Raw genomic sequence first — 13,209 nt, 5'->3', positions numbered from 1 at the left:
TTTACCTGGTCCGCTATAAATATTATGCCTCAGCCAATTGGGAAAAAAATGCTGAATATAGATCCTTCGCCGGGTTCGCTTAAAGCAGAAATTGCTCCGCCGTGGTTGGTCGCAACGCGCTCGCAAATCGAAAGCCCTATGCCAGTACCCTCAAACTCACTGCGGCCGTGCAGCCTTTGAAATAGCTGGAAGATTCGCTCTGCGTATTTTTGTTCAAAACCGATACCATTGTCTTCGACATTAATCTGGTGATAAGACTGCGAAACTTGTGCCGGATTTATGGTAATAGGCAGTTCGTTAACATTTATAATTTTACAATTTATCTTAATATGAGGAGTCTGATCTTTCCGGCAAAATTTCAGGGCATTGGACAAAAGGTTTTGGAAAAGTTGACTCAGCTGTGAATCATCACCCATAATAACCGGAAGATTTTCAACTTTTATCACAGCTTCTGTTTCCTGAATTTTAACTTCGAGATCAGACAACACATTTTGAATAACATCTGAAAGTGATATCGGTTTGGTAACATCCGGTTGATTTGAAATTCTTGAAAAGGCAAGAAGATCATCAATCAGCCCCGACATACGTATGGCTGCCGTTTGCATTCTCTGGATCAGATTGGCACCTTCGCCTAATGATTCTGAGTAACGATTTACCAGTAAATTGCCAAAAGACTGAATTTTTCGAAGTGGTTCCTGCAAATCATGTGAGGCTACATAAGCAAATTGCTGCAGACTCTGGTTTGATTGAATCAGTAAATGATTCGACTGGGCCAGATCTTCATTGGTTGCCATATATTCCTCGTTGATGGCCGCCAATTCCTCATTCATCGTTTCAAGTTCTTCGGTGCGTTGCTGCACCAGCTGTTCGAGCGTTTGCTGGATTTCCCGCTGCGCAGTGATGTCCTGCGCAACACCTACAAGTTTATAAGGTTTATTATTATTATCAAAAAACGTTTTTGCTTTGGCATGGATATATCGCATTTTTCCTGATTCTAAATTTTCGATCAGATGCTCTTCATCGTAAATGCCACTACCTTCTGGTTTTAAAGCCTCCTTCAAAGCGAAACGAATTCTTTCTCGGTCGTTCTCAGGAATAAAATTTTTACCGACTTCAAAATTGGTTAAGTCGTCTTTTAAGCCGATCCATTCTTTCATCCTTTCACCATAACGGATATCTTCCGTTTCGGGCCTAAGGCTCCATGTAGCCAGTTCGGCCAAGTCAACTGCATCTCTTAAAACCTGTTCAGCTTCCTCAACTTTTTGTCTGGCCAGTACCTGTGGGGTAACCTCAATCGCCGTGACAAGCACACCATAATTTTCCCCGGCAGTATTTTGCAATGCCTTGTAATTATAGTTGTAGTAACCGGAATAAGGTATCCCTTGATGTAGCAGATCTATCTTTTCCTCTGGCTGATTGAATGGAATACCGGTATGAAGCACCTCCCGAAGCCGATCCATGAGCTGCGTTTCCAATAGCTCCGGAACAGCTTCCATAAAAGTTTTCCCGATAATAGAATCAGTTTTTCCAAGCATGGCAAGCATATTTTCGTTGGCAGTCCGGATTACCATTTCATTCCCGACAAATACCAACTTGGCCACCGGGGAATGGTTGATAATATTTCGTGCAAAGAGTTCACTTTCTTCAAGCCTTTGTTTTGCCAAAACAGTTTCGGTGACGTCAATACCGATATCAAGAATAGCGTAAACTTTCCCCTCGCAATCGAAAAGTGGGGTATAGGTAATGTTGTAATAATTACTGGTCATCATACCGTTGCGAAGCAGATTTACCTGCGACTCGAACCTTTGCAGCGATTTTCCGGAATCAAATACTTCCCTAAGTATCCGGCTCGACGCCTGGTCATGGAGCTCCGGAACGACCTCCTCCAAAGCCTTGCCAATAATGTCAGGGCCCTTACCTATTATTTCGATAAATGCCTGATTTGCTAATTGAATGTGCAGATCGCGCCCTACAAAAAGGCCCATGGCTGCCGACGCATTTGCAAAAACTGATCGCAACTTTTCTTCACTCGCCTCGAGAGAACGTCTTGCATGTACTTCGTTCGTAACATCATGCGCCATGTTCATTATACCATATACCTCACCCTGGGAATTACGCAATGGCTTATATGTATAATCAAAATAGTACGTGTCCAAAACACCATTTACGACCAGATCGGCGGGAGCACTTTTGGCTTCATAGGTTATGCCAGCGTTATAGACCTGGTCCAGCAAGTCCTCAAAAGGCTGCCCTTTTATCTCTGGAATTGCATCAATCACAGGTTTGGAGAGAATAGATTTATCCTTTCCCCAATAGCCAATCATTTTATCGTTAGCTACCTCAATGATGTGTTTCGGCCCTACGAACAGACAAGTTGCAACGGGAGCTTCTTCTACGAGCGAACGAAACTTCTCCTCACTTGCTTTTAGAGCTTGTAATGCTTCTAATGGTACTATTCCGGAGGCGTTTACACTTACAGTCGAAACATCCTTTGCGTTATTTCCGGCTGTCGGATACCTGCGATCAAGGACTTCTCGTGTAATGTTTTGAACAGTACCAACGATTTTTTCGGGATTTCCACCTTCATCAAAATAAATTTGTCCTTTCGATAATAACCAGCGCGTCTGTCCTTCGATAACACTGTTAACGCGGAACTCAATTTTATGAGCATAGTCGTCATCAATCTTAAAAGGCGTGTGAAATATTTCCTGAAAACGTCGGCGATCTTCAATATGTACCAAATCAACAACCTGTTCAAACCTCAAAATATTCTCCGTTTGTCCAGGAAAATGGTATAGTAATTTACTCTGGTCACACCAAAGAAAGGAGTCGGTTGAAATGTCAAACTGCCAGGTGCCGATTCCAGCCGAGCGGAGGGCTAGTTGTAACCGGTTGGCTTCATTAACGTCGTCTGGACTAAATGGCTTTATGTTGCCGTTCATGAATATTTTACTTAGGCTTGTCGGGAATTAGTGCTGTTTAATTATGAGGCTTTTGAATTTGCCTGGCTTCAAAAATAGTAAATTTTGAAGTGTATCAACACGAATAATGACATTCAATCATAATCCCGGGAACCAGGAAGTTTGATTTTTGCCGTGGATAAGTCTTAGAACGATGAAAGAAAAGCAATTTTACGAGAAAAACTTACGTTAGGCTTGCTCAAAGTCAAGAAAGCAGGTTTGAAGCGCCTCGGCGATCTTGACAAAACCGTCGTAGTTGTTGGGTTTTTTGATGTAGGCATTAATGCCCGTCTCATAAGCTTTCTGAATCAGCCTTTTATCAGAAGAAGTGGAGATCATTACGGCCGGAATATGTTTGATTTTTTCATTTGCACGAATCGTCTGCAATGCTTCCAGGCCGGTTACCCGTGGCATATTCATATCCAGCAAGATCAGAATGTTGGCATCTTTCGTGTTTTCTGTTTCGATCAGATGTAACAAATCATCTCCATCTGATGCTTCTACAATTTTTATTTCCAGGTTGAGCTTATGAATTGCATCAGAAAGAAACAGACGATCGTCTTCATCGTCATCAGCCATGTATATTATTTTCTGCTTCATTCTAATTCGACAATTTGTCTTAGGCGGGTATGTTTGACCAGAAGATATTTCGGGCATCGGACTGGTTTTTTAAAGGTAATAAAAAAAAGTCTCAGGAAGATTTCATGCAAGGCTGATTTTTATCATAGGTAATTGTCTGTATGAATAAAATATGCTGTTAATCAAGAGAATAAGTGTTCTATATATACAGAATAAATTAGTTGCCCCAAACATAAAAGTTGTGGAAAATTCAACTACGATGTCAAAGGGAGTTTCTCCTGATTTTGTTTTTTTTGGTTGACGCGACAACATCCCGGGCATGATTGTTTATTTGGGAGCAAATTCTTGTATTTAAAACAGGTCAACCATGCCGTCTACGGTTGTTTCAAAGTATAGGTATTATGCCAAATCACAAATTTTACGGATCACTTTTGTTTCTGGTACGGTGTACGACTACAAAAATGTCCCCGAGGAGGTCTATCTGGAAATGAAGGCATCCTTTTCAAAAGGCACATATCTCAACGAGAATATTAAAGGAAGTTATCAATTTGAGAAAATCGGGTAGGTCGGGAATATTCAAAGGTCTGGTATGATTCTTTATTAATCTGGTTACATCAATTCTGATGTATAACAACAATTAATTTAGTTATGAAAAAGACAATCTTGGTTATAGCATTTGTTGCCTTTTCGACCTGGACTTATGCACAGGACTCAACGCAAAATCTTGCTCAAAAAGCAGGTACAGAAGTAAAAAAAGATGCGAAAGCGGTTGGTAAAGGTGTTAAAAAAGGTGCAAATAAAGTAGGTGATGTGGCAGAAGATGGTTACGATGCCACAAAAAAAGGCGTAAAAAAGGGCGCAAATAAGGTCGGCGATGTAGCTGAGGACGGATACGACGCAACGAAAAAGGGAGTAAAAAAAGGTGCAAATAAAGTGGGTGATGTAGCTGAGGATGGCTACGATGCTACTAAAAAAGGTGTAAAGAAAGCAGGTAAGAAAGTAGGCGAAAAAGCAGAGGACTTGTAGGCGCTTTAAAAAATAGATTTCGAAAACCTGCCCGTCAATGGGCAGGTTTTTTTATATCCAGGTGAAAGGATCTTTTGAAGGGATGTGTGTAATCTTAATTAAAGGAAATTTCGGCCGTAACTATTATGAACACCATCCCATACCGGGCTTTTCACTCACGGCATGGCCTGGGACAATTAAGAAGATTTTTCTACCAAAATAATGTAGCTACTTCATATTTGCTTCCCGATCATCAGCCAGCTTGCTGTCAGTGGCTGGTCTAAATTGGCATCAGGGCTTATCTTCATTTTATAGTTGTAATATTTTAAGGATAAAAAAATAGCCTGAATTATTTTAAAAAGCGTATTGTCAATATAGCCGATTGCATGTAACCGGGTGAGATAGCCTTCTGTTCTTCCGGTTCTTTTCACTTAAACAGTCTTCTGATGCCACTTAAACTTTTAATTTTTCTGATTTGTTTGGTAAGTTGTTTTTCAGCAAAATCTCAGATTAACAATTTATATATTCCAACTGAATTGCCGGACCGAATTGTCCTGAACGTTACACAGGATCCTTCCACATCCATGGCTGCAAACTGGCGGACGAGTGAATCTGTGGATACTTCTTATGCTGAAATAGCCCTGGCAGATGCAGATCCCAGGTTTGTTGCGCATGCAAAAAAGATTCAGGCAACCTCTGAAAAACTGGTTTTTAATGATACCCCGACAGCGATGTATCACTCGGTAATTTTTCAAAATCTTTTACCAGCTACGAAATATGCTTATCGTGTCGGCCAGGGAGCGTCTTGGAGCGAATGGATACACTTCAATACCGCAGGGGAAATAGGTGAAAAATTCTCTTTCATCTACTATGGAGATGTACAAACCAATATCAGGTCCCTTTGGTCGCGAGTGGCGCGGGAGGCCTACGCAAAAGCACCTGATGCCAGGCTGATGATGTATGCCGGCGATTTGATAAACAAAGCGAACAGAGATGTTGAATGGGGGGATTGGTTTGAGGCTGGCGGCTTCATTCACAGCATGGTTCCTGGGTTTCCAACACCGGGTAACCATGACCATTTTGACACACCTGAGGGCATCAATACGACTTCTGTTTTCTGGCGTCCTCAATTCACACTTCCGGAAAATGGCCCGGAAGGTCTCGAAGAAACCTGTTACTACGCTGATATTCAGGGAACAAGATTTATTTCGCTGAATTCAGACCAGGTCGAGGTGTCAGATGAATATCTGGAAAAACAGCGGATCTGGTTAAATAATATTCTGAAGAACAATCCCAATCGATGGACTTGTGTAACATTTCATCATCCGATTTTTTCACCAAAATCTACGAGAGATAACAAGAGGATGCGTGAAACATTTAAGCCGCTATTTGATCAATACAAAGTGGATCTGGTGTTGCAAGGTCATGACCATACGTATGCAAGAGGGATGACGAAAATTCCGATGTCCGGTAAGAATGAAGTATCAGGAACAATGTATGTGGTTTCTGTAAGTGGGCCTAAAATGACCAGTTCAAATGTTGAAAAACAAAACTGGATGGACCGCTCAGCAGTTTACACCCAGCTTTTTCATGTGGTTACCATTGATAAGGATAGTCTGAATTTTAAGACTTTCACTGCAACAGGAGAATTATATGACGCTTTTGACTTGATAAAACAAAAAGGGCAGGGCAACAAAGTAGTCGACAAAATTCCGACAGATGTGAAAGAAAGAAAATGATAATATTGTATTTAATTCATATTTTCTCAAGACAAAACTTTTTCAGGGACCGTTGTAACACTTTTTCAAACTTGTGAAATAGTGCCTTTCAGGTTTTTAAATTCTCCACCCGGGGTTGTCCAGTTAGAATATACAATCCCAAATTCGTAATCCTGAACCTGAGAAACCGTTGTCCCATTGTTTTCTTTCCAGGTCGCCAGATAAATTTGAGGTCGAAGTTGTGTCAATTTTATGTCTACGGTCTCAGAATTTTCTACGCATACACCGTTCAGTTCTTTAATTGTAAACCTTAATGTCGTTACACTTTCGAAAAAAAAGATTGCACTGGTATTACCAAATTGTACCTTATAATTATTTCCAAGGATATCCATGATTATTCGATCAAATGCAAAGCAAATCTGGCAATAAAGTTTCTGAATTTTGCTTGGGATTTGAGACTATCAGGGGGGCTATTCAGGGCATTGCTTCCTTATAATTCAGTCCGCTTTCTTTTCTCTCTGTTGGTCGATTATAATTTTCCCGGTTTAAGTAATATGAATCCGCCATCGTAATGCCTAAAAGAAAAATATCGCTACCCAGCCAAAGGCCTGATAGTGATTTTTATATATTTACAGAAAAGGATTTATTCGGTTCTAATGGCTGTTACCGGGTTTAATAATGACGTTTTAAATGTCATCAAACTAACCAGGACAATGACGGCTGAACAAAAACTAGTGATTACAACAGTAAAATTGACCCAGCTGATATCGATCCGGTAGGCATAACTTTCCAGCCATTCGTTTAAAATGAAGTAGGCCAAAGGAATAGCAATTGCAGCTGAGATTCCAATCACGACTATAAATTCCCGTAGAAACAGCATAATAATACTGATGCTCGAAGCACCCAATACTTTTCTGATTCCAACTTCTTTTGTCCGCTTTGAAATATTAAGTGAAACCGTGCCCAGAATTCCCAGAAAAACGATGATTACCGACAGTACCGAGGCAATAAATGATGCTTTTTTGAGCTGCATTTCCGTTCTGTAAAGTTTCATGATACCATCGTCCATAAATATGTATTCAAACGGAGCGTCCGGCATAAGCTCCCGCCACTTATTTTCGATAGCGGCCATTTTATCTCCGATATTTCCCGGAAGCATTTTAAATGACAGATATCTGTAGACAGAGGCATTTCTGATATGGATAAAGGCCAGCGGTTTGATCTTCTCATGCATGGATGCAAAATGGAAATCTTTGGTTATACCTCCAATCGTGAAAGGCGCCTGAGAAAAGTGCATACGGATTTGCCGCCCGATTGCAGCCTGCGGATTTGGAAAACCCAGTGCTTTTGCTGCGGCTTGGTTGAGTACAATTTCATCGGTTTTGTAAGTACCCTGATTTGCAAAGAAGAAATCACCGGCTTCCATTTTTAATTTATAGGTATCCGCAAATCTTTCGTCGGTTGAAAGTGTCTCTGTATAGACGGCTTCCGTGGAATCTTGTCCTAGTCTATATAATCCATTACTGCCGCCAGCATTTCCGTTTGGAATTTCATAAGATAAACTAACCTGGCTAATTTCTTTCAAATGAGATAATTCATCCCGGATGCCTTCCATTCTGGTAATTCCTTCGGCAGTCCACTCACGCGGGGTAGCTACGTACACTATCGATGTTTTATTGTAACCTAAATCTTTATTGAAAAAATAATCAACCTGTTTAGTGATAAGCGCTGCCGCTGAAAACACAAACAGTGCAATCGCAAACTGCGATACGATCAGTAATCTTCTGAACAATATATTTTCTTTCACGGATTTCAATTTTCCTTTTACGGATTCAATCGCCGGGAGTGAGGAAAGGATAAATGCGGGATATATGCCAGCCATTAGTGCTGTAAAGACAGTGAAAAAAACGGTGATAAAAAGGGAATAGGGGAATAACGCGAATGATGACCGGATTGGTTTTCCCAGCATATCAGCAAAATAGGGGCGTGAAATCTCATAAAAACTGACCGACAAGATCATCGCTACGGCAGCCAGAATGAAAGATTCTGCCAGGAATTGTTTGATCAGCTGAGATGGCAGACTGCCGAGCACTTTGCGGACTCCAATTTCTTTTAAGCGTGAAGTTGAGTTGCCAATTGAGATATTAATAAAATTTACAATCGCCATCAACAAAATAAATATCGAAACGCCGGTAAGTGTGAAGATCATCTTTCTGGCCAATCCGTTATTTTGGTCCAGGTAAAATTCTTTTAGCGGCGTGGCATATACTGAAAGATTTGCCCTGATATTTTTATCCGTATGTGTGGCCAGAAGTCTGGCGATTGGTTTGTCCAGATCTTCTTTTTCAATACCATCCCTCAGTTCAAGGTAGGTGATCATGTATGGATTGTTCCAGTTTTCTGCATCCTGCCTGCCTTCCAGACTGCCCATTGGAATAAATATATTTGCCTGCGATTTCAGCAGATTATTAACGGAATTGTCGGGAAGTGTTTTTAATATGGCAGTGATCTTGTAGTCCTGTTTTTTACCAATGAAGTTGTCCAGCGAAAGAATTTCTCCCAGAACATCCGTTTTGCCAAAATATTTCATTGCCTTCTCTTCTGTAAGGACGATGGAATTTGGCTGCTGCAAAGCTGTGGATGCGTCACCATGAATCAGCGGAAAACCAAACATGGTCAGTAATGTCGAATCGCCGGACTGAATTTCTTCCCGGAAATGTTTCTCGCCGTGAGAAACTGCAACGGTTATGCCGTCAAATCGATAATAATTGGCAACAAGATTTGGATATTCTTCTCTTAAAGTTTTTCCAAGCGGCCCAAGCGTCGCAATCTCGATTCCCATATCCTCTTTTTTCCACTTACTTTGAAGAATATACTGACGATCAGCATTTTTGAACGAGTTATTCACTTGCATTTCGCCCCAAACAAAACACCCTATCAAAAATGTAAAGGTCATTCCAGCAGACAAACCGAGGATACTGACAAGCGAGAAAAATTTTCTTTTTATCAAATTGCGCCAGGCAATTTTGAGGTAGTTATTAAGCATTTATTTTATCAGTTACGGTTAATCAGTATCGGTTTTTTCAAAATTACCGGAACCGAACCTCGTAATCTAATGAAGAGAAGTCATTTAACGCTTTTTAACTTTTTAGATTTTTCTTTTCCTGCCATCTTATAAATTTAACAGGAGTTAAAAAAAGAGCGGTGTGAAAAAATCCATCTAATAGGAATTTTTTCACACCACTCTTGTCACACAGAATCAGACTGTGGCTTATTTTACTTTCCGCTCGTCTCTTTTTTCTGCTTTTTGGAATAACTCTTTTCAGCAGTTTTTGCTTTCTCAAAATCCAGCACAACACCGTTGATACAGTAACGCAATCCTGTCGGCGGAGGACCGTCGTCAAAAACATGACCTAAGTGCGATTTGCAGCGTCCGCAAGTAACCTCCGTACGCTCCATTCCTAAACTTCTGTCTTTGTGGTATACGATTGATGTTTTACTTATCGGCTGATAAAAGCTTGGCCAGCCGCATCCGCTGTCGAATTTGGTATCACTCTGGAATAATGCGTTTCCACAAACTGCACAGTAATAGGTGCCAATTTCCTTTGACGTTTCAAATTTGCTTGTAAACGGTCTTTCTGTTCCTTTCAAACGTGCAACGTCATAAACTTCGGGAGACAAGATCTTTTTCCAGTCCTTATCAGACTGATTTACTTTTGTCGTGTCGGTATGAGAATATACCGGACTCTTTTTTTGCCCGGATTTCTGTTTTTCCGACTGCGCATAACAGCTTTGAAAACAGATTCCAAGGATAAAAAGAGATGCTAATGCTAATTTATTTTTCATTGAAAGTCGGGTTAATGCTTTAATAGATATACGACAATAAGTTGTTCAAAGATTTAACAAATTGCTTTTTTATGTTGTTCCACGTTTAATTTAAAATCAGATCATCAAATCAAAGTTGTTAACGAAAAAATGCCTGAAACCGTAAAAAGTTCAGGCATTACATTATCAGATTAATGAATTCCGGTTATATGAACGAGGAGAGATCTTTTACTCCCAGCATTCGTGTGGTTGTAAATCCTTCTGCAAATTTTACACCCACCGAATGTCCAAACTCCTGCGCTCTTGCAATTACGAAATTCAGAAAATCTGGCGAAGAAATATAACTTTGCGGCTCGTTGCTGTTGGCATTGTATTCAGGATTAAAAAACTGGCTTTTAAATGCACGGATTGCCTGGATTTTCTGATCGTGATAATCAGTGATATCAACAACAAAATCAGGTTTTATGAACCGATCCTGAATGGCATGAAAAACCAGACGCGGCCTCCAGGCTTCCTGTCTGATACCATTTTCATCAAAAGTTTCAATCATTCGTAAACCGGAGTAAAAACAGCTGTCCGCGACAATTTTTGCACCCCGGCCGTGGTCAGGATGACGATCGTCTATGGCATTGGTGATGACAATATCCGGCTGATATTTTCTGATATAAGGGATAATTGCTTTTTGTTGTTCTTCTACATTGGAAAAAAAGCCATCGGCAAGACCTACATTATCCCTAACGTTAATATTTAGAATAGCCGCAGCGTCGGCAGCTTCCTGAATTCTGCCTTCGGGTGTTCCCCGTGTGCCCAGTTCGCCTCGTGTAAGGTCAACAATACCCACTTTTTTCCCAAGTGCCATTTGGGCCAGTAACGTTCCGGCGCAGCACAATTCAACGTCGTCAGGATGCGCAGTTATGGCAAGAATATCAAGTTTCATGAGGGATTTAAATTGTATTTTAAAAATAAAGCCGGAATAAATCCGGCTCGTTATTTATTTGATTCTAAGTTTTTGTCCTAAGCGTAAAGTTGACCGGGTCGAAATCCTGTTCTTTTTTGCTATGCTCGAAATGGATACACCGTATTTACCTGCAATGGAAGAAAGCGTATCGCCGGAACGTACTTTATGTAAAATTGAACGAGAATAAGCAACCGGAGCGTCGCCAGATTCGAATTCACTTTTAGCAGCGCGACCGCCACGCAAATGCCCCCAGGCATTGCTGGTCAAAAGAAAATGGTCTGATTTGATCTGAGCATTTTCCCAGTCATAAATATTTCTAGGGTCAAAAGGATTTCCTTCGTAACGGTTTTCATAATGTAAATGAGAACCAGAACTACGGCCCGTATTTCCCCCAAGTCCGATTACTTCTCCCGCCTTCACAAGCTGTCCGGATTCAACCATTTGTTTCGAAAGGTGGCCGTATAAGGTCTCTAAACCATTGTAATGCCGCACCAGGATAAATTTTCCGTAACCGCTTCCATCCCAGGCAACAACTCTGACCATACCATCATACGTTGACCTGACAGTATCACCCGTTTCAAGATCCAGGTCAGTTCCATTATGCCAGCGACCCCAACGATAGCTAAAATTTGAGGTCGTAGGCGTTTTTGGCATTGGTGTGCTCCACATTCGGTTTATGGCAGGATTGTAAAGAGTCAAATCAACCGGTTCGTCAAAATCAAGCGGATTCAGTCCGTATGGATTAATTGTCCGGGCATCCCATATCACATAATATTCAGCTGATTTTACCCATTCGTCGCCTACAAGCAGTGAATCAACCACTTCAACTACATCTGTTTCTCCTTCGTCAATTGTCGCTGTATCTTCGCTGACAACCGGATTTAACGGTTTTACAGGTTCAAACTGGCTTTGAAATTTTAATGTGGAGGTTTCTACCTGAAATTCGTCTTCCGGCTGTGGCGTGCCTACTCTTGTGGGGCCTTCGTTGGCATTACTTCCGGCCTGATTAATCTTTGGGTTTTTCTTGAATTTTCCTCGCTCTTGCGCTTGCGTGTTCCAGGGACTCAAACACACGACCATTAGCAAACCTACAATAAGCTTTCCTTTCATAAATATCGTTAATATATCGGGCTACCAACTGTGTTTTGCACAAGCTGGTAGCCCGACTTTAATGTCTAATTTTCTGGGTTAATTCTTAGTTTGTTTCAAGGATATCGTCTGCAATGATCTCAACTTCACGTTCCATCAGGAAGCGTTCAGCATCAAGAGCAGCCATACAACCTGTACCAGCCGCAGTGATCGCCTGACGATAAACATTGTCCTGAGCATCACCGCAGGCGAAAACACCTGAAACGTTGGTATGCGCAGAACCTTTAATTGTTTTGATATAACCAGTTTCATCCATGTCGATGTAACCCTTGAAAATATCGGTATTGGGTTTATGACCGATCGCTACAAAAAATCCTGTTACGTCTAACAGAGTTTCTTCGCCTGTTTTATTATTTTTTACCAAAACACTTTCAAGACCTTCTTCTCCGTTCAGTTTCACTGTTTCTGTATTCCAAAGAATTTCGATGTTTGGAAGTGTTTCAAGGCGTTTTTGCATGATTTTAGAAGCACGCATTTCATCACGACGAACAACAAGATATACCTTACGGCATAATTTTGCAAGATAACTGGCTTCTTCGGCAGCCGTATCACCTGCTCCAACGACAACCACATCCTGCCCACGGAAAAAGAATCCATCACAAACTGCACAGGCAGAAACGCCATGACCGTTCAGTCTTTCTTCATCTTCTAATCCAAGCCACTTGGCCGACGCACCCGTTGAAATGATAACAGCATCTGCCAGAATTTCCTTCTGACCGTCAATAATCACTTTGCGTGGGTATGAGGTAAAGTCAACGGCTGTCGCCATTCCGTAACGGATATCTGCACCGAAACGTTTGGCTTGTTTTTCAAAATTTATCATCATCTCGGGACCTGTAATTCCATCAGGGTATCCCGGATAATTGTCTACTTCTGTTGTTATTGTCAATTGACCGCCTGGCTGCGCTCCCTGGTATAATACAGGATTCAGCCCAGCTCTTGAAGCATATATAGCAGCTGTGTATCCGGCAGGTCCGGATCCAATGATGAGGCAATCTACTTTTTCAGATGTCAT

12 protein-coding genes are annotated in these 13,209 nt (G+C 41.1%); 3 read left to right on the top strand and 9 right to left on the bottom strand.

Annotation, left to right across the window (positions count from 1 at the left end; translation table 11 throughout):
* Positions 1 to 29: 29 nt before the first annotated feature.
* The gene (locus AC1XUO_RS25805; RefSeq protein ID WP_483332723.1) at positions 30 to 2,942 is read right to left on the bottom strand and encodes a PAS domain S-box protein; all 2,913 of its coding nucleotides are present in this window, start codon (positions 2,940 to 2,942) and stop codon (positions 30 to 32) included.
* A 207-nt stretch (positions 2,943 to 3,149) separates the two neighbouring features.
* Entirely contained in the window at positions 3,150 to 3,560 is a 411-nt protein-coding gene (locus AC1XUO_RS25800) for a response regulator (RefSeq protein ID WP_483332722.1), read from the bottom strand.
* Positions 3,561 to 3,906: 346 nt separating this feature from the next.
* Between AC1XUO_RS25800 and AC1XUO_RS25795 the strand changes: the two genes are divergently transcribed.
* Together AC1XUO_RS25795 and AC1XUO_RS25790 are read left to right on the top strand one after the other, a co-directional pair.
* Entirely contained in the window at positions 3,907 to 4,104 is a 198-nt protein-coding gene (locus AC1XUO_RS25795) for a KTSC domain-containing protein (RefSeq protein WP_483332721.1), read from the top strand.
* Positions 4,105 to 4,187: 83 nt separating this feature from the next.
* Positions 4,188 to 4,565, top strand: a complete 378-nt coding sequence (locus tag AC1XUO_RS25790) for a hypothetical protein (RefSeq protein WP_483332720.1) — start codon at positions 4,188 to 4,190, stop codon at positions 4,563 to 4,565.
* 212 nt (positions 4,566 to 4,777) lie between these two features.
* Here AC1XUO_RS25790 and AC1XUO_RS25785 read toward each other — a convergent pair whose 3' ends face one another.
* Complete coding sequence (locus tag AC1XUO_RS25785) at positions 4,778 to 4,975, bottom strand: hypothetical protein (protein ID WP_483332719.1); 198 nt, start codon at positions 4,973 to 4,975, stop codon at positions 4,778 to 4,780.
* A gap of 15 nt (positions 4,976 to 4,990) precedes the next feature.
* On the opposite strand from AC1XUO_RS25785, the gene AC1XUO_RS25780 reads away from it, so the two are divergent.
* Complete coding sequence (locus AC1XUO_RS25780) at positions 4,991 to 6,283, top strand: purple acid phosphatase family protein (RefSeq protein WP_483332718.1); 1,293 nt, start codon at positions 4,991 to 4,993, stop codon at positions 6,281 to 6,283.
* 65 nt (positions 6,284 to 6,348) lie between these two features.
* On the opposite strand, the gene AC1XUO_RS25775 is transcribed toward AC1XUO_RS25780, so the two are convergent.
* From AC1XUO_RS25775 to trxB, 6 genes are all read right to left on the bottom strand, one after another.
* Complete coding sequence (locus tag AC1XUO_RS25775; RefSeq protein ID WP_483332717.1) at positions 6,349 to 6,654, bottom strand: MoaF-related domain-containing protein; 306 nt, start codon at positions 6,652 to 6,654, stop codon at positions 6,349 to 6,351.
* Positions 6,655 to 6,905: 251 nt separating this feature from the next.
* On the bottom strand, positions 6,906 to 9,308 hold the full coding sequence (locus AC1XUO_RS25770; protein WP_483332716.1) for an ABC transporter permease: 2,403 nt from the start codon (positions 9,306 to 9,308) through the stop codon (positions 6,906 to 6,908).
* A gap of 230 nt (positions 9,309 to 9,538) precedes the next feature.
* Complete coding sequence (gene msrB, locus AC1XUO_RS25765) at positions 9,539 to 10,108, bottom strand: peptide-methionine (R)-S-oxide reductase MsrB (protein ID WP_483332715.1); 570 nt, start codon at positions 10,106 to 10,108, stop codon at positions 9,539 to 9,541.
* A 184-nt stretch (positions 10,109 to 10,292) separates the two neighbouring features.
* The gene (gene bshB1 / locus AC1XUO_RS25760; RefSeq protein ID WP_483332714.1) at positions 10,293 to 11,024 is read right to left on the bottom strand and encodes a bacillithiol biosynthesis deacetylase BshB1; all 732 of its coding nucleotides are present in this window, start codon (positions 11,022 to 11,024) and stop codon (positions 10,293 to 10,295) included.
* A gap of 54 nt (positions 11,025 to 11,078) precedes the next feature.
* Positions 11,079 to 12,155 (bottom strand): peptidoglycan DD-metalloendopeptidase family protein, encoded by a 1,077-nt coding sequence (locus tag AC1XUO_RS25755; RefSeq protein ID WP_483332713.1) that lies wholly within the window; start codon positions 12,153 to 12,155, stop codon positions 11,079 to 11,081.
* Positions 12,156 to 12,240: 85 nt separating this feature from the next.
* Positions 12,241 to 13,209, bottom strand: a complete 969-nt coding sequence (gene trxB / locus AC1XUO_RS25750; protein ID WP_483332712.1) for a thioredoxin-disulfide reductase — start codon at positions 13,207 to 13,209, stop codon at positions 12,241 to 12,243.

The organism is Dyadobacter sp. HNCC25DJ186 (assembly GCF_056895235.1).
This window is presented reverse-complemented; position numbering and strand designations above follow the sequence as displayed.

Bases quoted from the DNA above. Each gene is read 5' to 3' on its own strand.
- AC1XUO_RS25805 (WP_483332723.1), bottom strand. From the start codon at position 2,942: ATGAACGGCAACATAAAGCCATTTAGTCCAGACGACGTTAATGAAGCC.
- AC1XUO_RS25800 (WP_483332722.1), bottom strand. From the start codon at position 3,560: ATGAAGCAGAAAATAATATACATGGCTGATGACGATGAAGACGATCGT.
- AC1XUO_RS25795 (WP_483332721.1), top strand. From the start codon at position 3,907: ATGCCGTCTACGGTTGTTTCAAAGTATAGGTATTATGCCAAATCACAA.
- AC1XUO_RS25790 (WP_483332720.1), top strand. From the start codon at position 4,188: ATGAAAAAGACAATCTTGGTTATAGCATTTGTTGCCTTTTCGACCTGG.
- AC1XUO_RS25780 (WP_483332718.1), top strand. From the start codon at position 4,991: ATGCCACTTAAACTTTTAATTTTTCTGATTTGTTTGGTAAGTTGTTTT.
- AC1XUO_RS25775 (WP_483332717.1), bottom strand. From the start codon at position 6,654: ATGGATATCCTTGGAAATAATTATAAGGTACAATTTGGTAATACCAGT.
- AC1XUO_RS25770 (WP_483332716.1), bottom strand. From the start codon at position 9,308: ATGCTTAATAACTACCTCAAAATTGCCTGGCGCAATTTGATAAAAAGA.
- msrB (WP_483332715.1), bottom strand. From the start codon at position 10,108: ATGAAAAATAAATTAGCATTAGCATCTCTTTTTATCCTTGGAATCTGT.
- bshB1 (WP_483332714.1), bottom strand. From the start codon at position 11,024: ATGAAACTTGATATTCTTGCCATAACTGCGCATCCTGACGACGTTGAA.
- AC1XUO_RS25755 (WP_483332713.1), bottom strand. From the start codon at position 12,155: ATGAAAGGAAAGCTTATTGTAGGTTTGCTAATGGTCGTGTGTTTGAGT.
- trxB (WP_483332712.1), bottom strand. From the start codon at position 13,209: ATGACATCTGAAAAAGTAGATTGCCTCATCATTGGATCCGGACCTGCC.